General features: G+C 43.5%; 24 protein-coding genes, 1 tRNA gene and 1 rRNA gene (1 of these 26 running past the window's edge). 1 reads left to right on the top strand and 25 read right to left on the bottom strand.

Annotated features, from left to right (window positions below; all coding sequences use genetic code 11):
- Positions 1-62 precede the first annotated feature (62 nt).
- From SALPA_RS24335 to SALPA_RS24230, 23 genes are all read right to left on the bottom strand, one after another.
- Positions 63-476 carry a DUF456 family protein gene (locus tag SALPA_RS24335; protein ID WP_145100155.1) on the bottom strand — a complete coding sequence of 138 codons (414 nt, stop codon included), beginning with the start codon at positions 474-476 and terminating at the stop codon, positions 63-65.
- A gap of 97 nt (positions 477-573) precedes the next feature.
- Positions 574-1,602: a hypothetical protein gene (locus SALPA_RS24330; protein WP_145100152.1), complete on the bottom strand. Its 1,029-nt coding sequence runs from the start codon at positions 1,600-1,602 to the stop codon at positions 574-576.
- 107 nt (positions 1,603-1,709) lie between these two features.
- Positions 1,710-2,618, bottom strand: a complete 909-nt coding sequence (secF, locus tag SALPA_RS24325) for a protein translocase subunit SecF (RefSeq protein WP_145100149.1) — start codon at positions 2,616-2,618, stop codon at positions 1,710-1,712.
- A gap of 13 nt (positions 2,619-2,631) precedes the next feature.
- Positions 2,632-3,837 carry a protein translocase subunit SecD gene (secD, locus tag SALPA_RS24320; protein WP_370516720.1) on the bottom strand — a complete coding sequence of 402 codons (1,206 nt, stop codon included), beginning with the start codon at positions 3,835-3,837 and terminating at the stop codon, positions 2,632-2,634.
- A 52-nt stretch (positions 3,838-3,889) separates the two neighbouring features.
- Positions 3,890-4,573, bottom strand: a complete 684-nt coding sequence (locus tag SALPA_RS24315; protein ID WP_145100146.1) for an HD domain-containing protein — start codon at positions 4,571-4,573, stop codon at positions 3,890-3,892.
- Between the two features lie 102 nt (positions 4,574-4,675).
- Complete coding sequence (locus SALPA_RS24310; protein ID WP_145100143.1) at positions 4,676-5,257, bottom strand: 5-formyltetrahydrofolate cyclo-ligase; 582 nt, start codon at positions 5,255-5,257, stop codon at positions 4,676-4,678.
- Between the two features lie 102 nt (positions 5,258-5,359).
- Positions 5,360-5,656 (bottom strand): preprotein translocase subunit YajC, encoded by a 297-nt coding sequence (gene yajC, locus SALPA_RS24305; RefSeq protein WP_145100140.1) that lies wholly within the window; start codon positions 5,654-5,656, stop codon positions 5,360-5,362.
- A gap of 61 nt (positions 5,657-5,717) precedes the next feature.
- Positions 5,718-6,827, bottom strand: a complete 1,110-nt coding sequence (gene tgt / locus SALPA_RS24300) for a tRNA guanosine(34) transglycosylase Tgt (protein ID WP_145100137.1) — start codon at positions 6,825-6,827, stop codon at positions 5,718-5,720.
- 32 nt (positions 6,828-6,859) lie between these two features.
- A complete protein-coding gene (gene queA, locus SALPA_RS24295; protein WP_145100134.1) occupies positions 6,860-7,879 on the bottom strand; it encodes a tRNA preQ1(34) S-adenosylmethionine ribosyltransferase-isomerase QueA in 1,020 nt (339 codons plus the stop codon).
- A gap of 22 nt (positions 7,880-7,901) precedes the next feature.
- Positions 7,902-9,209, bottom strand: coding sequence for a SpoIID/LytB domain-containing protein (locus SALPA_RS24290; protein ID WP_145100131.1), 1,308 nt, complete (start codon positions 9,207-9,209; stop codon positions 7,902-7,904).
- 39 nt (positions 9,210-9,248) lie between these two features.
- Positions 9,249-9,437: a DUF2905 domain-containing protein gene (locus SALPA_RS24285; protein WP_255451452.1), complete on the bottom strand. Its 189-nt coding sequence runs from the start codon at positions 9,435-9,437 to the stop codon at positions 9,249-9,251.
- A gap of 35 nt (positions 9,438-9,472) precedes the next feature.
- The gene (locus SALPA_RS24280) at positions 9,473-10,027 is read right to left on the bottom strand and encodes an epoxyqueuosine reductase QueH (protein WP_145100125.1); all 555 of its coding nucleotides are present in this window, start codon (positions 10,025-10,027) and stop codon (positions 9,473-9,475) included.
- A gap of 12 nt (positions 10,028-10,039) precedes the next feature.
- A complete protein-coding gene (ruvB, locus tag SALPA_RS24275; RefSeq protein WP_145100123.1) occupies positions 10,040-11,062 on the bottom strand; it encodes a Holliday junction branch migration DNA helicase RuvB in 1,023 nt (340 codons plus the stop codon).
- A gap of 18 nt (positions 11,063-11,080) precedes the next feature.
- Positions 11,081-11,704, bottom strand: a complete 624-nt coding sequence (gene ruvA, locus SALPA_RS24270; protein WP_145100120.1) for a Holliday junction branch migration protein RuvA — start codon at positions 11,702-11,704, stop codon at positions 11,081-11,083.
- Positions 11,688-12,194 (bottom strand): crossover junction endodeoxyribonuclease RuvC, encoded by a 507-nt coding sequence (gene ruvC / locus SALPA_RS24265; protein WP_145100117.1) that lies wholly within the window; start codon positions 12,192-12,194, stop codon positions 11,688-11,690. The genes ruvA and ruvC overlap by 17 nt, the downstream gene beginning before the upstream one ends.
- 88 nt (positions 12,195-12,282) lie before the next feature.
- Positions 12,283-12,894, bottom strand: coding sequence for a BofC C-terminal domain-containing protein (locus SALPA_RS24260; RefSeq protein WP_145100113.1), 612 nt, complete (start codon positions 12,892-12,894; stop codon positions 12,283-12,285).
- A gap of 101 nt (positions 12,895-12,995) precedes the next feature.
- Positions 12,996-13,805: a hypothetical protein gene (locus SALPA_RS24255; RefSeq protein WP_145100110.1), complete on the bottom strand. Its 810-nt coding sequence runs from the start codon at positions 13,803-13,805 to the stop codon at positions 12,996-12,998.
- A 143-nt stretch (positions 13,806-13,948) separates the two neighbouring features.
- Positions 13,949-15,142 carry an IS256 family transposase gene (locus SALPA_RS24250; protein WP_145088854.1) on the bottom strand — a complete coding sequence of 398 codons (1,194 nt, stop codon included), beginning with the start codon at positions 15,140-15,142 and terminating at the stop codon, positions 13,949-13,951.
- Between the two features lie 447 nt (positions 15,143-15,589).
- Complete coding sequence (locus tag SALPA_RS24245) at positions 15,590-16,861, bottom strand: hypothetical protein (protein WP_145100107.1); 1,272 nt, start codon at positions 16,859-16,861, stop codon at positions 15,590-15,592.
- A 390-nt stretch (positions 16,862-17,251) separates the two neighbouring features.
- Positions 17,252-17,428 (bottom strand): hypothetical protein, encoded by a 177-nt coding sequence (locus SALPA_RS30585; protein WP_222428110.1) that lies wholly within the window; start codon positions 17,426-17,428, stop codon positions 17,252-17,254.
- On the bottom strand, positions 17,413-17,577 hold the full coding sequence (locus SALPA_RS33340; RefSeq protein ID WP_145100104.1) for an aspartyl-phosphate phosphatase Spo0E family protein: 165 nt from the start codon (positions 17,575-17,577) through the stop codon (positions 17,413-17,415). Before SALPA_RS33340 ends, SALPA_RS30585 begins: the two co-directional genes overlap by 16 nt.
- Positions 17,578-17,796: 219 nt before the next feature.
- Entirely contained in the window at positions 17,797-18,537 is a 741-nt protein-coding gene (locus SALPA_RS24235; RefSeq protein ID WP_145100102.1) for a YebC/PmpR family DNA-binding transcriptional regulator, read from the bottom strand.
- A 162-nt stretch (positions 18,538-18,699) separates the two neighbouring features.
- Positions 18,700-19,452: a DUF364 domain-containing protein gene (locus SALPA_RS24230; RefSeq protein ID WP_222428109.1), complete on the bottom strand. Its 753-nt coding sequence runs from the start codon at positions 19,450-19,452 to the stop codon at positions 18,700-18,702.
- Between the two features lie 387 nt (positions 19,453-19,839).
- On the opposite strand from SALPA_RS24230, the gene SALPA_RS24225 reads away from it, so the two are divergent.
- Positions 19,840-20,832 carry a beta-ketoacyl-ACP synthase III gene (locus SALPA_RS24225; protein WP_145100097.1) on the top strand — a complete coding sequence of 331 codons (993 nt, stop codon included), beginning with the start codon at positions 19,840-19,842 and terminating at the stop codon, positions 20,830-20,832.
- Positions 20,833-21,015: 183 nt separating this feature from the next.
- Here SALPA_RS24225 and SALPA_RS24220 read toward each other — a convergent pair.
- Both SALPA_RS24220 and SALPA_RS30580 read right to left on the bottom strand, forming a co-directional pair.
- Positions 21,016-21,091, bottom strand: a tRNA-Ala gene (locus tag SALPA_RS24220).
- 131 nt (positions 21,092-21,222) lie between these two features.
- Positions 21,223-22,000, bottom strand: a 16S ribosomal RNA gene (locus tag SALPA_RS30580) (it continues 288 nt past the right edge of the window).

Below are 22,000 nucleotides of genomic sequence, written 5' to 3'. Positions count from 1 at the left end.
GTTCTATGCTTTCTGTAGGAACGTATAACCAGGCGTAATACCGGTCAAATTTTAATTATCCATTATCGAAATAGGTACAGATGTATGACGACGATCATAGTAATTCCACAAACAAACCTAATAGCAGCCACGCCGATCAGCCGGAGCAGTACTTGGGACAATGTATCACTATGTGGCATAAGTGTTTTACCGGCAACTAATTCCCATAGTAAAAACCCGAGAACAGATCCGAACAGGGCATCGCTTGCCAGTATACCGCCAAAATGACACACTGTACTATTGATGCTAAAATCGCGTGAAACCGGTAAGTTCTTTGTCAAATAGATTCGTAATATTCTTCCGCCTAGCTCGCTTAGTAGGGAAAGCAGCATTAATAACTTAATTGTTTCTGGAGTAAAAGTCACGAAATCAGTTGATAAACCATAAATAACAGCCCCCAGCAGGATGATCAGCGTCCCCGAGAGCTTTACTGACATTGTACAAAAAAGACCTGCTATCATAATGAATGTTACTAAAAATTCGACCCACAAAAGGCAATTACCCCGTTTCGCCCGAATAGTACTGCTGTTACTGTTATTGTAACTTGTTATCTCCTTGTTTATGTAAAAAGTAAGCTATCCAGCCAATGAAACCAATCATCAGTAAACCTGTTGCACTCATAATCATGAGAATTAATTCTAAGCTGATAAAGCTGCCGCACCATACTAATAGGCCTGCTAAGGCTAGCGCTGAGCTAAAATGCAGTCTTGTGATGATACTGAGTTGTTTAGCATTGACCAGCATGGCTGGAACCATTGTGTTGAGTAATATACATACCAATATACTATTAAACCCAGCTGCCAGCCATGATCCAAAAACCTGATTGGCAACAATCGACAAAGACATAACTCCATACCCTTCGCCCAGTAAGGCTATATGTGCCAGCAGCAAAGTAAAAAGCCCCTCAAAAAATTTTGCTAATACGGCTAAATAAATGCCTGCATAATTTTTGTGGGCAAAATAAGTTCCCGCTTCTACCACCAGTATCGAACGCATGCCACCGGCATTATAGCCAATAAGAGCTAGTACCAGTGGCCAGTTGCTATAGTCAAGTGACAGCAAGTTAGTAAAGGATATTGTTGTGAAAGTATCAGGCAGCATAAACACCATTACACCTATTGCCGGGATGAGTAAGAGTGCTACATAGTTAGAAATTATCAGCAGTTCCCGGCCATAATCGGCAGCCAGCAAACAACATGCCATTATGCAGAAAGGAACAGTCAATATATAGGGGAGACCTGTTAGGTGCTCTAGCAATTGTCCGGCAAAATAGCCGCCGGTTAATGCACTTGCTGGCAGTGATACAGCCAATAAGGCCAGCGCCAGCAGTATTTTGCCGCGTAACCCTAATAGCCGCCTGACCACTGCTGTTAATTCGTGTCCGCTTTTTGCGCCTATCCAGGCTGACGTGCCGGCTACTATCGAGCCGAATATCATATAAGCAAAAAATACGGTAGAATAAATACCTTGGCCGATTAGCGAAGCCATGGCTGGAACAACAGCTACGTTATCGCCAGCGATATGAACAAGTGCCAACGATAATGCCGGTAGGATAACTCCCATATATATCGCCCCCTGCCTGCTTATATGATATGCTGCAAGGCTGCAATGGTGCAAAAAAGCCTATGGCAGTGAAATCACTGCCATAGGCTCGATGTAATCGTTCGCTATTACTTAGCACCGTTTGTTTTGATCTCAAGACGTCGCCGGTCTGCATATAGCTTCCAGGAAACCCAGATCTGACTGGAATTAAATATCGCAGAGTAGGCACCGCTGGTAAAACCAATCAAAAGCGCCAGCGAGAAGTTCTTCGTAGTCTCTCCGCCAAACAGATAGATCGATCCTGTTGCAAACAGCACCGTAGACACGGTATAAATCGAGCGGGTCATGGTTTGCCAGATGCTGCGATTGACAAGTGCTTCAAGACCATCTGCTTTTTTATACGTTTTCAGGTTTTCACGAATACGGTCAAAAATAACAATTGAATCGTTAATCGAGTAACCGACAATTGTCAAAATAGCAGCAACAAAGGAAGCGTCAATCTCCTTTTGCAGAATTGAAAACAAACCCATCACAATCAAAACATCGTGAAGTAGTGCTGCAATCCCAGAAACAGCAAATTTAAACTCAAAGCGATAGGTTAGATAGGCAACTATGAGCGCCCAAGAGATTAAGAGCGCAAAAAACGCCTGTTGGGTAAGCTCTGAACCAATAATGGCTCCAACCTTTTCAACCCTGAGCAATTCAAACGCACCCAGCTTGGTCTCAAAACCTGTAAGTACCGCCCGTCGTTCATCTTCATTGAGCACGTGGGTACGTATGAATACGTTAGGTGACCTATCTTCCTGACCGGTCAAAGCCAACTGAATGGTACTGCCTTCTAATTGATAATCCTTGAGTACGTCGCGAACCTCCGCAACTGTGACCGGGCGAGCAAATTTAAGGTCAAGCAAAGTGCCCCCGGTAAAATCAATGCCTAGATTAAAACCTTGAGTCATCATAGAGATCAGGCCGGGGATTAAGATGAGCGCCGAGAGTATAAACCACCATTTACGTTTACCGACAACATCGAATTTCATGTCCTTTTCCCCCCTAAACCCCAAAAAACTTGCTATTTTTAATTATATTGGCATGAATGAGCGTTTTTAATATAAATCTGGTAGCTGTAACGGCGGTAAACAAACTTAAAATTATCCCTAACCCCAAAGTGACTGCAAAGCCTTTAATAGGTCCTGTACCTAGAAAAAACAGTACTGCAGCTGCAATGACATGAGTCGCATTTGTATCTACGATGGTGGCAAATGCACGGCTAAATCCGGCGTCCATAGCAGTTCGCAGCGTCTTTCCGCTGCGGACTTCTTCTTTAAACCGTTCGAAGATAAGCACGTTGGCATCAACGGCCATACCAATAGATAGGATTATCCCGGCAATACCTGGCAAGGTTAACGTCGCATTAAGCATTTTTAAACCAAATAACAGCAACATTACATACAAAATTAACGAGACATTGGCCACAAAGCCCGAAAGCCGATAGAAAAGCAGCATAAAGGTAACAACGCAAGTAATGCCTATGAGAAATGCATGCATACTCTTTGCTTTAGAATCTTCGCCTAAGGACGGACCAACAGTTCTCGTTTCCAAGACATCAAGTTTGACCGGCAAGGCACCTGATCTAAGGAGAATTGCCAGTCGCTCAGCTTCTTCCATGGAACGGTTACCGGAAATGACCGCTTTACCGCCAGGAATAGGTTCATTGACTACCGGATTTGTTAACATTTGTTTGTCTAAAAGTATGGCAATATGTTTGCCAACACTTCTGGCAGTCAAATCAGCAAACTTTTTGGTACCTTCAGAGGTAAATTCGATGGCTACTAATTTTTGACCGCCTTGATCGCTTTGCGCTCTGGCGTCTTTCAAATCATTACCGGTTAGCACCACATTACCACTCTCATCCTGAAATTCCATTAATGCTGTTCTACCAAGCATTTCAATGGCTTTTTCCGGATCTTTTACACCAGGAAGCTCAACAATAACCCGGCGATCTCCCTGACGTTGAACAATTGGTTCGGTAAGTCCAAGTTCATTAATACGACGTTCAAGGATACTAACTACCCGCTTCATGGCATCATCATCAACTTTAGAATCAGCGGTATCAGAAGCTTCTAAAACAACATGTGTTCCTCCCTGTAAATCAAGGCCTTGTTTAATTGATAAAGCCAGAGGCTTCATGTAAAAGCCGGCAACAGCGAGAATTGCAACTATAACCACCAAAAATTTGGTGAAATTTTCCCACCTCAAGAATTTATCCCCCAATCTTGCATACTACAATTTTTACAGACTATGACTCTAACTACAGCAAGTCATAATCATTAATTACTAACTTAAATTGGCAATCTAAAAATTCGGCTGCCCGCCGGCACATGACCATACGCAGTAAAAATATTTCAAAGTACTCCATGACAGGACAAATTGTCGTATCAATACGAACAGCAAGCGTTATCTTACGAGACGCCTTGTCAACCAAGAGCTTGCTGCTCTCGGCAGCATAATTCACCCTGTCATGGATTTCAAATTTGGCAAAGTCGCGATTAGTAACCCGTGAGCGGTGTACATCCGATTTATCTGCCAGGATGAGTGCTGCTGCTACATGATTAACTGCATTACCTCGTTCTTCCTCATGGTTACCAATAGCAGATATCACCAGCGCCACTTCTTCCGGGGGCATCCCCATCCGGGTCAGGATGGAAAATACCATTATTGCACCTGAAACACCGTGCGTGTACCTATTAATCATATTGGCGATATCATGCAGATAGCCGGCTATCGCCGCAAGCTCACAATCCCGTGTTGGGTAAGATAGTTCCTGTAAAACCTTATAGGCTAAGGCCGAAACAATTCCAGCATGTCTGAGACCATGTTCGGTAAAACCAAGGCGACTAAGATATTTGGTACTACGGGTAAGGTAAACAGTTATTTCGTGATCTGCCTTTACCTGCGCCAGGGTGAGCGGCTGCTCAATAGAAGCTACTGACATTGACTAAACCTCCAGTTATCAAAAGTTAGCCTTTACTGTCAAATTCGTAGCACTATTTCTAAGTGACAGCGTAAAGGCAAATGTAACTACTTACATTTTCCCTTACCTGCGTGTAAATATGCCATCTTCAGTAATTAAATAATTTACCGGCCGGTCATGGTCGTCAGTCGGTATTTTTTCAAGTATTTGTGCAGCCCAAGCCGCGCCGATAAGTTCAGCCTTATTTGCTTGCAGTAAAAACCGGTCATAATAACCAGCACCCATCCCTAAGCGCCGTCCGTCTTTGTCGAAAGCTACTCCGGGAACGATAATGAGATCCAGTTCGCTGGGGTCCAAGAGTTTTAAGGTTGCTGGATTGGGCGTTAAGAGCTTGAACTTCCCTACCACCAGATCGTCAAGATTAGCAATAATAGCAGCATCCATTAATCCCCGTGTTTCCCGCATATGCGGCACACAGATGGTTTTACCGGCACTTAGTGCATGGGAAATAACCTTGTCCAAATGAGGTTCATCAGGCATTGCCAGATAAAGCATAATCGTTTTAGCGGCTTGATATATGGGCCAAGAACATAAATGTTCGGCAAGCCTGGCGCTGCCGGCAGCCACTTCCTCCGGACTCATTCCCCGTCTAACAGCTAAAATATTTTTACGCAATTCCTGTTTGGCATTTTTATTAGGCTCCATAATCGTTTCCCTCCCTATAAATACTCGCTTTTAATCAATGACGGCAGAAGCCGCCTGTACCTCAACGGGGTATAGGCGGTAGCTATGGTTATCTTTGAAAAGTTATTCAGGTTTCTGCTGATTTTGATTATGGCTTACAGCAGTACGGGCTATATCGACTTCAACTTTATCGGCAATTTTAATAGTAACCGTTTTTTCATGCAATGCTGTAATCGTACCATACAAGCCACCAATAGTAACAATGCGTTCTCCCTTTTTGAGACTCTCCAAAAGTTCTTTACGGCGTTGCTGTTCTTTTTTCTGCGGACGATATAGTAAAAAATAGAAGATTACGCCCATTAATACTATTGGCCAAGAAGCCTGAATGGCTTGCATTATTTCGGGTGAAAGTGCTGGCATATATTTATCACCTCCTGTTTCTGTTACATTATATTCCACACGTTTATCATAAATCCTCTTATTATTTGCGATAATGGGCCCAAAACTCTTCTCTGAAAGCTAAAAAGCGGTCATCAAGAATGGCTTTGCGCATCTCTTTCATAAAGTTTAATAAGAAATATAAATTATGGGTAGTTGTCAGGCGCAAGCCGAAGATTTCTTCTGTTTTAAGCAAATGCCGGATATAAGCGCGGGAGAAATTCCGGCAGGTATAACAGCCGCATTCCGGATCAATAGGACGAAAATCACGGGAAAATTCGGCGTTTTTGATAACAAGACGACCACGATTGGTCATTACGGTGCCATTACGCGCTACTCTTGTCGGGAAGACACAGTCAAACATATCAATACCGTACATGACACCTTCCAGCAAGCAATCCGGTGTGCCAACGCCCATCAGATAACGTGGTTTATTTGCTGGCAATAAGGGTACTGTATGATCAAGCATCTCATACATAAGCGGCTTTGGTTCACCTACGCTGAGGCCGCCAATAGCGTAACCGGAAAAGTCCAAAGCAATAAGATCCTGGGCACTCATCGTTCTGAGGTCTTTATACATCCCGCCCTGAACAATACCAAACAGAGCCTGATCCTTACGGGTATGGGCTTTTTTACAGCGTTCAGCCCAACGGGTAGTTCGCTGTGTTGATTGGCGGGCATATTCATGGTCTGCCGGATACGGCACACACTCGTCAAAAGCCATGATGATGTCAGCACCTAATGCCATTTGCACTTCAGTGGCTTTTTCTGGTGATAAAAAATGCTTAGAACCATCAATATGTGAACGAAATGTAACTCCCTCTTCAGTTATCTTGCGAAGAGGTCCCAGACTAAATACCTGAAAACCACCGCTATCTGTTAAGATACCGCGATCCCACTGCATAAATTTATGCAGCCCGCCTGCTTCTGCCACTAAATCATGACCTGGACGCAAGTACAAGTGATACGTATTACTGAGGATTATACCTGCTCCCATGTCTTTAAGCTCATCAGGCGACATGGCCTTAACGGTGGCCTGCGTGCCTACTGGCATAAAAATAGGTGTATCAAATACACCATGAGGCGTATATAACCGCCCCACCCGCGCTCCAGTTTTTGAGCATTGTTTAATAAGTTCGTATGTAATGGCCAATAGCTACACCTCTCGTATTAATAAAAATATACCTAGCGGATAAACATGGCATCGCCAAAACTGAAAAACCGGTAGCGCTTATCTACGGCTTCCTGGTAAGCGTTAAAAATATGTTCTCTGCCAGCCAAAGCACTAACCAGCATTAACAGGGTGGATTTAGGAAGATGAAAATTGGTAATCAGTGCTTTAACAATTTTGAATTCATAGCCAGGATAGATAAATATCTGTGTCCAGCCACTTTTAGCTTCCAATTGCCCGCTAGTACCTGCTGTCTCTAAGGTTCGCACTGCGGTAGTCCCTACTGCAATAACCCGGTTGCCGGCTGCCAGTGTTTTATTGACAAGGGCAGCGGTCTCTTCAGGCACTGAATAATACTCGCGATGCATGACATGATCTGTTATGGTATCTACCGCTACAGGCCGAAAGGTCCCCAGCCCGACATGAAGAGTAACAAAAGTCAGATTAACACCCATGCTTTTACAGCTGTCCATGAGCTGACGCGTAAAGTGCAGCCCTGCAGTAGGGGCTGCGGCTGAGCCACGTTCCCGGGCATACACCGTCTGATAGCGTTCCTTGTCTGTTAACTTAGTTTTGATATAAGGCGGTAAGGGTGTCTCACCCAGCGAATCAAGAATTTCTTCAAAAATACCCTGATACTGAAAGCGTACTACTCTGCCGCCAAAATCCGTACTTTGCAGAACTTCACAGCGTAGGTTGTCGCTAAACTCAATCACAGTTCCCGGCTTAGCTTTTTTACCTGGCTTAACAAGTACTTCCCAATCATCATTAGTTGTACGGCTTAACAAAAAAACTTCCACTTTACCGCCAGTTTCCTGCTTAGTTCCAAATAGCCTTGCAGGTATTACTCGGGTATCATTAAAAACCAGGGTATCCCCTGGTTTTAAATAGTGCAGCAGATTATGAAACTCATTATGCTCAATGCATCCAGTTTCCCGGTCAAGCACGAGCAGCCGTGACTGATCGCGCGGTTCTACCGGCTGTTGTGCTATTAATTCTTCAGGTAAATAATAATCAAAATCAGAAACCAGCATGGTACTCCCTCATTATGGCCTATCAGTAGGCTTTTTTTATTTCTACATCTTGGTAGTAGTGTTTCAAGATATCCTTGAAATATTCCGTGTTTCCCGGTGGAGCCTTTTCTGCCATGGCTTTTGCTCCCCATTGCGAAAGCCCTAAACCATGTCCCCAGCCAAAGCCGGTAATAACAACAAAATCAGTTGGCTTACCAGCGGCAAGCTGAGTGTGACTTTTTTTTCTATCCTTACTGGCATAAACTGACATAGCAGGCTGGGGGTGCTCTTTACTTATAGTAATATCAAACAAGGTACTTTTTAAATTTAGCATGTTTCTTAGTTGTGTGCCTGTTAGCTGGATATTCCCGGTAGTTCCCTTGAAGTATACGCTTTTTACCCGTCCTGACACCCCGCGGTCAAAGCTTGCCACCGGCGGGCTGGAAAGTGGTGATAATTCAACCGCTTGTAGATAACCAATGTTGTAACCAGCCTTACTAATAGCCTGATCTAGTTCAGCCAGCGTCAGCTTCTCTTCCCATGTATAATAAGGGCTGTTTTGATCGAAATCAGCTACACCGCGAAGATACGGCTGCTTCGCTGACCAAACATTTTCGCTATTTTCAGTGTAACCACCTGAACTGCTGTGAAAATAGGCAGAAATTAGTTTACCTTTATAGGTAAGCACCAGTCCCCGTGTTGCATCGACTGCTTTGATTGCTTTGGGCGCTTCACTTTCCCGCCCGCCGTATACTTGGCAATCAGTAGTAGCACACAGTTCAAAACCATCAGCTGTATGCTTATTGCTGTTAGCCAGCGCATAAGTACGTGCTGCTACCGCCTGAGCTTTAACTGCTTCCATTGGCCATTCCGGAGAAATTTCATTTTTAATGACCCCATATAGATACTGTTCAACTGGCAGAGTATTTATCACTGTCATACCTGGCTTGCCGATGGTGCGCTGAATACTAAGGTCACCCCGATACCGCCGTTTATTGGCATATAGATATTGTTCACTGTAAACTGTGGAATGCGCTTTGTTCATAACAACAGCCAAGCCAGTAGCCTCTACAGGCCTGCCATTAACGGTAAAACCACTTTCGCGTACAGCAATTGTTACAGGTTCCTGGGCAGCAAAATCCCCCAGTACTTTAGCGGTGCCGGTACTAACAATAGCAAATTTAGCATCAGCGGAAACTTCAAGGCTGTGCTGGTTAGTTAAAATCCCCACCCGCAGGTTAGGTCCAAAAACCGGCACGGCGCTATTGCCTGAATGGGCATATCCAGATAAGGGAAAAATGAAAAAGGCAATTACCATTAACCATTTTACCATATGTCTATTCAATCGCATACCTCCGGCGCTATTTTCCAGACAGAAAGGAAGTCTGTCTTATCTTGATAACAGATTCAGGATTATTGTTAGAATAATACTTAGAATAATTGATGTAACAATAGGAAAATGAAAACTGAAGTTTCCCTGTTCCAGATGTATATCCCCCGGCAATCGCCCCAGATTTAAGAATTTACCCCCAAAATGAAATATGGCTCCGGCAACCAACAGAATGAGGCCAAACAGCATCAGGGTTTTACCTAAGGAATCGAATCCTCCGGGCATTAACCTTGCCCCTTTCTTGGTTTGTAATAACGGTCTCGCTCGCTAAAAACACACCCGCAATAAGGCTGCCGGTACATTTCCAGCTCTCTGCTTATCTTGACGCCTTCCTGCCAGCCTGGACGGAAGTCTATATAGCAAAACCGGACGTTCTCGGCAACAGCAGCTTTATCAGCAGCTGCCCTTATCAAATCATGCTGCTGGTAAGGGCTAACTAATAGTGTGGTACTAAAACAGTCAAAGCCCTGTTCTTTGGCATAGCGTGCTGTTTGGTTCATTCGCAAGTCATAGCAGTGAGTACAGCGCCCACCTGGGGCATTCAATGCTTGCCGCAAAAATTCTTCAAGGGTATAACTTTCATCAATGATTAGTCTGGTAAGACCAATTTTATCCGCAAACGTTTTGAGAGTATCCAGACGTTTGCAAAACTCCTTGTACGGGTGGATGTTTGGATTATAAAAATAGCCGGTAATCTCGTACTCCGGATACTGTTCTTGCAGGTGTTTCAGGGGAAATACAGAACACGGGCCGCAACAGACATGCAGCAGCATACGCATAATTTAAGTCACCTACCATAATTTTTCTTGAGAGCTGGCTTTATCTTCGTAAGAAATATTGAGATGGGCATAGGCTGCCTGGGTAGCTACCCGCCCGCGCGGCGTTCTGGAGATAAATCCCATTTGTAATAGAAAGGGTTCATATACATCTTCAATTGTTTCGGTCTCTTCACTGATCGATGCAGCCAATGTATCCAGCCCCACAGGTCCGCCGTTAAACTTTTTAATAATCGCCGTGAGCATACTCCGGTCAGTTTTATCCAGTCCGCGTTTGTCTACTTCTAACAGATCAAGAGCTTTATCAGCGATAGTATCTGTAATTATCCCATCGGCTGTTACCTGAGCAAAATCCCGTACCCGCTTTAAAAGCCGGTTAGCAATACGTGGCGTTCCCCGTGAACGCTTGGCAATTTCCAGTGCACCGCGGGGTTCAATGTCTACTTGCAAAATTTCAGCAGCCCGGTTTACAATACATTCCAAATGCTCTGTTTCGTAATATTCCAGACGGCAAATAACTCCAAAGCGATCTCTAAGCGGTGCGGCTAAGGCACCGGCCTTGGTTGTTGCCCCTATCAGCGTGAACTTGGGTAAATCAAGCCGAATAGAACGGGCAGACGGGCCTTTGCCGATGATAATATCAAGGGCATAGTCTTCCATTGCCGAATACAAAACTTCCTCTACTGCGCGCGACAAACGGTGAATTTCATCAATAAACAGCACGTCTTTTTCACCCAAATTAGTCAGGAGTGAGGCCAAATCACCTGGCCGCTCAATAGCCGGACCTGATGTAATCCGAAAATTAGCGCCAAGCTCATTGGCAACAATACCGGCTAATGTAGTTTTACCCAATCCGGGCGGGCCATATAATAAGACATGATCCAGCGCTTCCTCTCTGGCCATTGCTGCCTGAATAAATATAGAAAGATTATTTTTTACTTGATCTTGTCCAATATATTGAGCAAGACGGCGCGGCCGCAGACTATATTGCCAGGAATCAACATCCTGTTCATCTGGTTCCACAATACGTTCTTCCACCAGTTAGTTACCTCCCAATTACCTCCGGCCAAACTCCTTTAGCGTAAGTCTAATTAACTGTTCTAATGATATTTCTGTATGAGCTGTACCTTCTTGTTGATAAATTTTCTTAATGACTGGCGTTATCTCGGCATGGTTATACCCTAATGCAATTAGCGCCTGGATAGCCTCTTGCCGGATATCTCCCGACAAAGTAACGTCTGCTGCCATCTGGCCTGAAACACTTGCATCCAATTCTGTACTGATTCCCACTTTATCTTTTAGCTCAAGAATAATTCTTTCCGCCGTCTTTTTGCCAATACCTGGTAGTTTTGTCAAGATAGCTGCATTATTGGCACTAATTGCCGAGCAGAAATTTTGGGGTGTGATGGTAGACAAAATGCCAGCCGCTACTTTGGGGCCAATCCCTGATACCGAAATAAGACTTAGAAAAAGATCATATTCTTCCTGCGTATAAAAACCGTGCAGCGTAAGTGCATCCTCACGTACATTCAGATAGGTAAACAAGGTGGCTGTTTGACCAATTGCCAGTTTTTGCCTGGTAGAGTTAGGTATAAATATCCGATAGCCGATTCCCTGAACATCCACAAAACAATAATCGACAAATAGATGTGTAACTACGCCTTTAACATAGCCTATCATTTGTTACCCTCATTCTGTTTGACCTTCCGCAATGTATTGTTGCAATAGCGATAGCTAACGCATCGGCGGCATCATCGGGATGCGGTTTCTTCGGCAGGCTTAATAATCGTTGGGTCATATAAATAACTTGTTCTTTAGTTGCTTTACCATACCCGGTTACCGCCTGTTTAACCTGTAACGGTGTAAATTCATCAATGCTAAGTTCATTTTGAGCTGCCGCCAGTAGTATTACCCCTCTGGCTTGCCCCACAGCCATGACAGTACGAACATTTTTATTCATAAACAACATTTCAACACCCATACTATCTGGCTGATACTGCTTAATCAAACCATCAATTTCCTGATGTACTTTTCTAAGCCGCATGGCAGCCTCCATGTCGGGAGTTGTCTCAATAACCCCATATATAATGGGCTTTAATCTGCTTCCTTGTGCTTCGACCAAACCATAACCGCATATTGCTGTGCCAGGGTCGATTCCTAATACAATCATCTGATGCCCCCTTTTTACTCCCTATTACTTTCGACAACTTTACCATATATTCCTGTTACACAAAGCAAAAAGAGAGGTTGCCCTCTCCTTACCGTGCCTGCATTCCCTCTAGTGTTCGCAATAATTCCTCTTTCGACTGCACAATCAACCCTTGATGTAACTCTTGTACATCCTGGGGCATTAAACCGCTCACAGGTATGTTGGTTACTTCTTTTACAATGGCTTTAGGACCAGGTACGCCATAGAATACAGTGACATAGTCGTTCTTGATACCAATAAACATATTATTAGAGTGCTCGCGGCATAAGCTATCCACCGTTAATGTCATTTCTACTTCTTTGGTATCAAATTTTTCAATACTCCAACCTGAATAGATCTGCTGTACCTGATTAAAAGTAAGCCCAACTAAATTATCAGGTGGTTTAGTCCGGAATACCTCCTGGTCTTTGCACTTGCTATAGCTGATTTTTTGTACCAAATCGGTATCTGCGGAAATCTTAATCTTGCTATCTTGTTTAGCAACCTCACTGCCTTGATGTGGAAGCGGCAGTTTTACGTTCGGGTCTGCCAGCAAAGAATAACCGATACCAGACAGTAATAGAATTAGTCCACAAATAAGTACAGGCTTCGTAAATATGGATTTATTACAGACTTTTACCTGATGCAGTGAAGACAATTTAGCAATAAGTTTCGAAAACATAGTGACAACACACCTTTCTCTAGTGTTGTCACTATGTTTTCCAAATAATACAAATTTTATTCGTGCTGTTTATCTATTTACTGTTACTATCCAAAACAATACTAGTTAACAGCAGTTGTTGCTTTCAAAGCTTTTACGACAACGCCTTGATCATCAAATTCTACCTCAGTACCAGCTTCATATACCTTAATACCGTCTGGTGACCGAAAACTGACTACTGGTGATAGCAGCTTGGTATCTTTGTTTAATGTGCCCTTGACTACTTCGCCTTTCTCATTTAGCACAATTGGTTTTTTGGACTTAAATTCAACAAACCCGGAACAGGCCGAGTTATCTGTATAGTTTTCAATTAAAATTTGTTGCCACCCGACAGGCCGCAGATAGGAAGCACTGGCTAACGTACACGTTGCTAACATCCCATTTTTATGAAAACTTACTTCGCCATCAGATACTAGTATATGGTTTGTTTGATTTAGGTCAATTCTTTCAGTAGAACTACTTATTATACCCTTAATTACTTCACCCTTATCATTGAATGTAACTTTTGTGCCACCCTTAAATGGAAGAACCCTGTAGTTTGGCTCAGTTGTATAAGAGTAAAAATACATCGGAAGAGGCGTATAGGCTGTCTTGATAGAATCCTGGGAAGTACCAGTTTCATATGGCAATTTAACATTTTCAGCTAATATGCCTTCAAAAACCTCACCATACTCGTTAAGCATAACAACGGTTCCTTTCTTAAACTTAGGTATTTCAGACCACGTTGCCACTATAACTCCAGGCGGCGTCATTCTTGTATCCTCATTTAAAGTTTTAGTATATCGCGCTGCATCAACATTTGCGATATGACAGAAAAGTAAAAAAGTCATAAGTATAACCCCAGTCAATACCTTTAATAAAATTTTTTTCATATAAATTCCCTCCATTTTTCACTCCTGTATTCTTTGAATATTTATCACACCATTATTTACCATTCTCTATTCAACCGCATTATTCCTCCATAGGTAGTGTCAAGAAAGTTTCGCAAAAAGGTTTGCAGTCCTAGGTAGTAAAATCAGTCATCACTAAAATCCGACTCAGGGTCGGTATTTTCTAGATGTTTCATATTCATATACTTTTTACTGCCCCACTGGGTTCCAGCAACGTGGCGAAGGCGGGCGCAGACCAGCATCAGAGCGGACTGCCCATCCGGGAAAGCACCCACGACCCTGGTTCGCCGCCTGATCTCCCGGTTGAGTCTCTCAATCACATTGTTAGTCCGGATTCTTGTCCAGTGCTCGCCGGGAAAGTCGGCATAAGCAAGCGTTTCCTCGATGCTTTCCTCGATTTTGGCCGCCGCTTCTTTGAGTTTCATGTCGCGCAAGCTTTTTGCTACCTGTGCCGCCTTTTCCCGGGCAGCGGACTTGCTTTCCTGCGCATGAATCGCTTTGAGCATTTTCGCAACCGTTTTGACCTTGGAGCGGGGAACAACTGAAAAGACATTGCGGTAAAAGTGAACAGTGCAGCGCTGGTATTTGGCCTGGGGGAAGACCTCATTTGCCGCTGCCAGCATCCCTTGGCATTTATCACCAATGATCAGTTGGACGCCTGTTAAACCGCGGCTTTTCAGCCATTTGAAGAATTCCAGCCAACTGACTTTGTCTTCTTTCATGCCTTCGGCCGCTCCCAGCACTTCACGGTAGCCGTCTTCGTTGACGGCAATCGCCACCAATACGCTCACATTCTCATATTCACCGCCCCAGTTGCGGCGTAAGTAAATGCCGTCGACGTAAACATAGGGATACTTACCACTTTGCAGCGGCCGACTGCGCCACTCTTCAATGTGGACATAGGCCTTCTTATTCAACTCACTGATGGTGGACGGCGATACCTTGCTGCCCCACAGAGCCTCGGTGATGTCTTCCACTCGCCGGACGGATACGCCAGCTAGATACATTTCGATGAGCGCTTCTTCTACGGAACTTTCCCGCCGGCGATAGCGTTCGATAATGGCGGTTTCAAAAGGAATGCCCTTGAGCTTGGGAACTTTCAGCGTGACATCGCCGGAGGTAGTAGTCAACCGCCTGTCGTAGTGACCGGAGCGGTAACCTTGACGGGTTTCAGTACGCTCATATCGGGCCGCCTGGGTTAGGTCTTTGGCTTCCTGATCCAGCAAGTTATTGAGCGTTTCCTCCACGCTGCTACGCACCAGTTCCTTCAGTTCTACCTTGATGATTTCTTCATTCAACTGTATAATTTCTTTGGACATGTTTGCTCTTCCCCTTTCGGTAAATGGTGTGTGGTGACTTCATTTTACCGGGGAACTGCAAACTTGTCCTCTTTTTTAGCCGTATTTCAATTTGCGAAACTTATTGTACCTTATCCCTCCATAATATGTTTACACGTCATTTGCCCTTCTTTTATAACATTAATTCTGTAGCAAAAGAACGTTTAAAACTACACCACTACCCATCCCGGAAGAAAAGAGGCTTTGGACAGGGAAAACATACCCCTGCCATGTATGTAATTAACCTTGTCGGTTGTGACTAACCCATTTTACCCGCTCTTACAAAAACACACGTTAGAGGTCAAAAATAAACTCAAAATAATAAGGCATACCAAAGAGCTATAACCTCTTGATACACCTTTTTTCATATTCTCTTTGGCAGGACACTTGATTTCGAGTTGAATTTTGCTATCGTTAGTTAGTATGCTGTCAAAAACTCAAACTGTTATTCCACCGTAAATAGAACAGCAAAAACGGGTCTAATATATATAACACTTGTTCACGCCATTCTATCGAGTCTAGTTTAGGCGCCGTTTCATGCATAATTCTTTCCACATGCATTATCGTATTGGAAGTCACCAATGATGTAGGTAATTTTTCAGATTCATCAATAATTGTTGCAAACCTTGCTTTAATATCATCCATATGCATGGATAGTACAGGAGGGTCAATACTGATACCTTTTAAAAACAGATGATAGATGTCCGCCTGGGTTTTATCCTTAAAGGTATATTGCATCCTTTTCTCCCGGCCTTGTGCCGGTCCACAAAGAACTTTCTGCAAAATAGCATCATAATGAGAATAATTAATCACAGTATCATGAAATGCTTTATGAACTAATTCAGTAGTTACAGCATTGGTTTCGACAACCGCTATTCGATCTGCTAAATTAAAACAGTTTTCCTGCATGAGCTGCGGTGATGCTATGCTTTCTTGTGCCAATAGATTTAAGTCTTGTTCATCAATTTCATATCTTAATAAAGCGAAACCCTTGCGACCAATTTCGGTCAACTCCCCCATTGACCACGGCGCAATTTCAATAAAAGATGTTCTGCCAATCAAATCCGGATTATGGCGAATTGCATCATCGGCTCTGTGTGGCAGTGAAATAATAATAGCTTTCAAACCGTTGAACAACTCAGTCTTTAAGATGCGTGCAATATACATTTGCAGGTCATTGGCAAGATAATGAAAATCATCCAAAACCAAGACCTTATGATTGGCAATTAAGTATTCCACAATGGCCGTATTACTGCGAATTTCTTTTTCAGCAATATTTTGCCCTGTAGAGTGATCATAACCAGCCTGACCGCTTATATCAGCTGATGCCACAAAAGGCACCTTACCTGATGCGCCGGTTCTAGCATTTATACTCACTTTATTTGCTACCGTCTGCGTAACCTGTACTTCTAGCGGCAAACGGATTTTTTCAGCAATTTGATTCCAAAAATCCGCCTGCGATTGAATTTGCGCTCCACTCAAATCAATAATGCTGTTTTTTTCAATGACTTTATGACATAAAACCGTTTTACCGGATTTCGACGATCCAGTAATGGATATCAATCGTCCAGGGCTTCTAAGCGCCTTCTTTAGTCTTAATTCATAGGTATCATCAGTTGAAATTTCCCGATCAATATATGTATACTGTGGAAATGAGGTAGGTCTAAATATTTCTTCTATTGCATATTTACTTTCACTCATTACATTACCTCCCACAGACATTTATCTTATTATAACATGGAAAAAATAGTTGTAAAAGTAAAGCAGCATACCTTTTAATGTGATGCTGTTTTTCTTAGTTTTCCCAAACAATGTTTTTCTAACCTGCACAGCTTCTATAAGAAAAACCGCTATCAAGGTCCTTTATCTTACGTTGAGTTAATGGAATACAAGGTGAGGGGTTTTACTTTTGGCATTGCCCCAAAGTAACAAAAGGTCTAGGCCCTAAGCCTCAAAAGCTGAAAAGTCGGACGATATTCCTAAAATCCGTAAACTCGCTACGCTCAAACAGTACGGATTTTTTAACGGAATACCGCCCGGCTTTTCTCCTACGGAACGCTTTTTCCGGCAAAGGCCGGGGGGGTTACCACCTTATGGGGGCACAATTTCGTTACGTTGCTCAATATCCAAACTTTGCAAAATTCCAATCGGTTGCCCATTCAATAGTCCCTTAACTTCTTGGGCTAACTCCTCATCACTTTTCCTTTGTTTAACTGGGACATCAATAAAAACAAAAAGAGCCTTTTGGCTCTTTATATACTCTTGCACAATTTCATATATAAATTAATTTGCATATCTAGCAGTTGACTTGCTTTAAGTACTTTCGGATGGGATACCCCCAAAACAAGGGCATTGTCATGCATTTTAGAGCGTAGTTTTTCAATCCTTTTACAAATTGATACTAACCTTCTGTTCAATACATTCCCCTCCTAAACTTTTCAAAGAGCTATTATCTATATTTTGCATATTCGACATAATATTGTAAATTTCCTTCCGAGAAGAACTATTTTCAACCAAAATATATAATAAAGAAACCGCCAGGCACTAAGCCTGACGGTATTTCTTATGCCTAAATTAAGTTGATACATCGTTTTACTTGTACGTAATTTTCAAATGCCTGCAAATTCTTGAATTGCTTACTCTTCTTCGTCTTCTTCAGGCATGTCGAAGTTGGTGTAAACTTCCTGAATATCATCGAGATCTTCCAAGGCTTCAATGAGCTTCATCATTTTTACTGACTCATCGCCCTCCAGGCTGGTGGTAGTCTCCGGTACCATCGTAATCCGGGAAACCACAGTTTTTATATTGTTTTTCTCTAATGCTTCCTGAACCTGTTCAAAAGCATCTGGTTGGCTGGTTATTTCAAACTCACCTTCAGTTGCTTCAAAATCTTCTGCACCAGAATCAAGTGTCATAAGCATGAGTTCTTCTTCGTCAAGTCCATCTTGTTCAACAACAAATAGCCCTTTTTGCTTAAACATCCAGGAAACACAGCCGGTTTCTCCCAGATTACCACCATATTTTGAAAACAAATGCCGTACATCAGCAGCAGTCCGGTTACGATTGTCGGTCATGGCCTCAACCATAATAGCAACCCCGCCAGGTCCATATCCTTCGTAATTTATTTCTTCATAACTATTACCATCAATCGCGCCTGCGCCTTTTTGAATAGCCCGCTGGATATTCTCTTTAGGTATATTATTTTCTCTGGCTTTTTGCAATGCCAATTTTAAACGCATATTCCCGGATGGATCAGAGCCGCCCATTCTTACTGCAATAGTAATCTCGCGACTGACTTTGGTAGTAACTTTGCCGCGTATGGCATCTACCTTACCTTTTTTATGCTTGATATTCGCCCATTTTGAATGTCCTGACATGTAAAATACTCCTCTCAGCTAAGTCAATCGCCAATATTGTAACATAATAGAAAGTAATTGGCAAAGAGCAATTTGAAAATTAACTCAGAAATAGTAATAGTAAAAACCTGCAAAGTGAACTACCTTGCAGGTTCGGCTATTTGGTAGAGCTACCTAGACGTTTTATCTGGTTAACACTGTCTCGAAATCCAGATACCGCTTCATAAGCATAGTGCCGCCGCCTTCCGAAACAATGCGTAGTATGGCATCAGTATCGCGTACCCGTGATCCAGCGACGTGGGTGATTTTTGTATCCTGGAAGACGTTGCCACACAGGGGTGAAGAAGGGCCTAGCACCACGGCCGCACGAGGCTCTCCCAGTCCGGCAATCAGGCCGTCGAAGGTTCCATTGATAAGCGTCGTACCGGTAATGATGGCTACGGTACAAGCGAGCAGGGCGTCGCCAGCTTTTTCAGGGGGAAGCGTGTCGCTGTGTTTATCATTCAGTTCCAGAATGTCAAGCTGACATCCGGTCTTGCGCAATTGAGCTATTACCGGACCGAAATATCCAACCATTGCTACCCGGTCAGTGTGAGTAATATGAAGCGATGAGATGACTTCTTCCTTCAAGGTCGGGGGGGACGGCAGCGAGGCAAGCACAGCATTTGCCGTTGCTAGACCGACCGCCCGCGTCAAGTCGGACACCTCGTTGCCGAGCATTGTAAGTAATTCTTTTACCGGACGCCCGATAAGGGTTCCGGCGCTTTCAAAATAGGTACAGGAGGGTGCCAACGAATTCGGGGTCCATGCCACCCCTCCATGACCACTGCTAATCTTTATGGCTGTGTACCCCAGTCCGATGCGTACATCGCTAATTGTTACGTGTTCCACATGAGGCAATAGGAAATCGATCAGACGTTTTTGTACAGTCAACAATATAGTTTCTCCTCCTTTATGTTAGTACAATATGGATAAAGGCTGATAAAACAGGCAAACTGATTAGGGAACAAATTTATATTCAGGCACATTCTACTCAATTGGTTTCACTTAACGGGCGAGAAACGAACGTTAACTAACAATACGAAAAGTAATTTACTATTCAATAGCGTTATATTATGTTTTACTTGAATAGTAAATTCTGCAGCGAAAAGGAGAATCCTGCTATCTGGGAAGAATATTTCGAATTAAGACTTCCGCCTCTATAACTGTAGGTGAGAGTTCTATCCCTTGTTCCTAAGTTTTGTTATTTATATTTTATTGCCTGATCATAGTAATAAGTAGTATAATCTTATTATGGTTAAAAATATTTAGGAGGACACTATATTGAATGAAATAAGTGTTGGTATTATAGGGACTGGCTCATATGTACCTACCAGAATTATGACAAATCAAGAATTAGAGCAAAAAGTTGATACATCTGATAAATGGATTATTGAACGTACAGGAATTAGAGAAAGAAGAATTACTTTAGAAGGCCAAGCTACATCTGATTTAGCCACAGAAGCCGCCAAGCGGGCGTTGGATAATGCTGGTATCTCTGCTGATGAGCTTGATTTAATCATTGTCGCTACCATAACACCGGATATGTTGTTTCCATCAGTTGCTTGCCTTGTACAAGCTAATCTAAAAGCTACCAAAGCCGCCGCTTTTGATTTATCGGCCGCTTGCTCCGGTTTTGTTTATGGCTTAGTTACTGCGAGTCAATTTATTAAATCCGGTTTATATGAAAAGATATTAGTAATCGGTGCCGAAAACCTCTCCAAAATACTCGACTGGACTGATCGTAATACTTGTGTTTTATTTGGCGACGGAGCGGGTGCTGCCGTGGTAGCAAAAACTCCTCCTGGATACGGCATTCTTGGTGTAGATCTAGGTGCGGATGGATCTGGAGCTGGTTTTCTTAACGTACCAGCAGGTGGTTCCCGGATACCAGCCTCAGCAGAAACAGTAACTAATCGGCAGCACTTCTTGCAAATGAATGGACCTGAAGTCTATAAGTTTGCAGTAAAAATTATGGGTGCGTCGGCACTAAAAGCACTAGCTAACGCTAACTTGTCTCCTGCGGATATTTCCTATGTTGTCCCCCATCAAGCAAATATCCGTATTATAGAATCGGCCGCAAAACGTCTTGGAGTTTCTATGGACAAAGTGGCAGTTAGTGTTGCTAAATACGCTAATACATCATCTGCTTCTATCCCGATAGGATTAGATGAAGCATTTAGAAGTGGCACTATCAAAAAAGATGATATTGTCGTAGTCGTCGGATTTGGGGCCGGCTTAACTTGGGCAAGCAGTGTTATAAAGTGGAGTATTTAAATTAGCGGAAGCTATAACACGGTAGCTTATCTACAACGCTTATATGGTGTGAAAATAAAAAGCGTCAATGACTATAGCGGGTTTCCCGTCTTAAAGTCATTGACGCTTTTAAAAAAATATTTATAAGCTAATTCATAATTGCAAAATAAAAGGGCTTGCATCTCTGCAAACCCTTTTATTTTGTGGTGGAGATAAGCGGGATCGAACCGCTGACCTCTTGAATGCGAGCCAAGCGCTCTCCCAGCTGAGCTATACCCCCACATTACTATTTCAAAAATAAGTAATATTCTCTTTTGCATTCCCTCAAAACCAAACAATGTAAGAGTGTTCATCTGCCAAATGTACCGACCTGGAAGTAGTTCGAGTGTTACCTCGAACGGTTCTCCCTAGAAAGGAGGTGATCCAGCCGCACCTTCCGATACGGCTACCTTGTTACGACTTCACCCCAATCATCGGCCCCACCTTAGACGGCTAGTTCCATTGCTGGTTACCCCACCGGCTTCGGGTGTTGTCAACTTTCGTGGTGTGACGGGCGGTGTGTACAAGGCCCGGGAACGTATTCACCGCAGTATGCTGACCTGCGATTACTAGCGATTCCGACTTCACGGAGGCGAGTTGCAGCCTCCGATCCGAACTGAGAGCTTGTTTATGCGTTTGGCTTACCCTCGCGGGCTTGCTTCGCTTTGTTTAAGCCCATTGTAGTACGTGTGTAGCCCAGGACATAAGGGGCATGATGACTTGACGTCATCCCCGCCTTCCTCCGCATTGTCTGCGGCAGTCTCCCTTGAGTTCCCGCCTTTACGCGCTGGCAACAAAGGATAAGGGTTGCGCTCGTTGCGGGACTTAACCCAACATCTCACGACACGAGCTGACGACAGCCATGCACCACCTGTTTTCGTGTATCCCGAAGGATAGGAACTAATCTCTTAGCTTTTCACTCAATGTCAAGTCCTGGTAAGGTTCTTCGCGTTGCGTCGAATTAAACCACATACTCCACCGCTTGTGCGGGCCCCCGTCAATTCCTTTGAGTTTCAACCTTGCGGCCGTACTCCCCAGGCGGGGTACTTATTGCGTTTGCTTGCGGCACAGAAGGGGTCGATACCCTCTACACCTAGTACCCATCGTTTACGGCCAGGACTACCGGGGTATCTAATCCCGTTCGCTCCCC

It is taken from the genome of Sporomusa sp. KB1 (assembly GCF_007830295.1).
Classification (GTDB): domain Bacteria; phylum Bacillota; class Negativicutes; order Sporomusales; family Sporomusaceae; genus Sporomusa.
Note: the sequence above shows the minus strand (reverse complement) of the source record. Positions and strands in the feature narration are given on the sequence as shown.

What these genes read in the sequence shown, in the direction of transcription:
- secF (WP_145100149.1), bottom strand. Translation starts at nt 2,618, where the DNA reads ATGAAATTCGATGTTGTCGGTAAACGTAAATGGTGGTTTATACTCTCG.
- SALPA_RS24310 (WP_145100143.1), bottom strand. Translation starts at nt 5,257, where the DNA reads ATGGAGCCTAATAAAAATGCCAAACAGGAATTGCGTAAAAATATTTTA.
- SALPA_RS24285 (WP_255451452.1), bottom strand. Translation starts at nt 9,437, where the DNA reads ATGCTGTTTGGCCTCATTCTGTTGGTTGCCGGAGCCATATTTCATTTT.
- SALPA_RS24250 (WP_145088854.1), bottom strand. Translation starts at nt 15,142, where the DNA reads ATGTCCAAAGAAATTATACAGTTGAATGAAGAAATCATCAAGGTAGAA.
- SALPA_RS24290 (WP_145100131.1), bottom strand. Translation starts at nt 9,209, where the DNA reads ATGCGATTGAATAGACATATGGTAAAATGGTTAATGGTAATTGCCTTT.
- yajC (WP_145100140.1), bottom strand. Translation starts at nt 5,656, where the DNA reads ATGCCAGCACTTTCACCCGAAATAATGCAAGCCATTCAGGCTTCTTGG.
- SALPA_RS24245 (WP_145100107.1), bottom strand. Translation starts at nt 16,861, where the DNA reads ATGAGTGAAAGTAAATATGCAATAGAAGAAATATTTAGACCTACCTCA.
- SALPA_RS24330 (WP_145100152.1), bottom strand. Translation starts at nt 1,602, where the DNA reads ATGGGAGTTATCCTACCGGCATTATCGTTGGCACTTGTTCATATCGCT.
- SALPA_RS24260 (WP_145100113.1), bottom strand. Translation starts at nt 12,894, where the DNA reads ATGTTTTCGAAACTTATTGCTAAATTGTCTTCACTGCATCAGGTAAAA.
- queA (WP_145100134.1), bottom strand. Translation starts at nt 7,879, where the DNA reads ATGCTGGTTTCTGATTTTGATTATTATTTACCTGAAGAATTAATAGCA.
- ruvA (WP_145100120.1), bottom strand. Translation starts at nt 11,704, where the DNA reads ATGATAGGCTATGTTAAAGGCGTAGTTACACATCTATTTGTCGATTAT.
- ruvC (WP_145100117.1), bottom strand. Translation starts at nt 12,194, where the DNA reads ATGATTGTATTAGGAATCGACCCTGGCACAGCAATATGCGGTTATGGT.
- SALPA_RS24280 (WP_145100125.1), bottom strand. Translation starts at nt 10,027, where the DNA reads ATGCGTATGCTGCTGCATGTCTGTTGCGGCCCGTGTTCTGTATTTCCC.
- SALPA_RS24315 (WP_145100146.1), bottom strand. Translation starts at nt 4,573, where the DNA reads ATGTCAGTAGCTTCTATTGAGCAGCCGCTCACCCTGGCGCAGGTAAAG.
- SALPA_RS24335 (WP_145100155.1), bottom strand. Translation starts at nt 476, where the DNA reads ATGTCAGTAAAGCTCTCGGGGACGCTGATCATCCTGCTGGGGGCTGTT.
- SALPA_RS24235 (WP_145100102.1), bottom strand. Translation starts at nt 18,537, where the DNA reads ATGTCAGGACATTCAAAATGGGCGAATATCAAGCATAAAAAAGGTAAG.
- SALPA_RS24255 (WP_145100110.1), bottom strand. Translation starts at nt 13,805, where the DNA reads ATGAAAAAAATTTTATTAAAGGTATTGACTGGGGTTATACTTATGACT.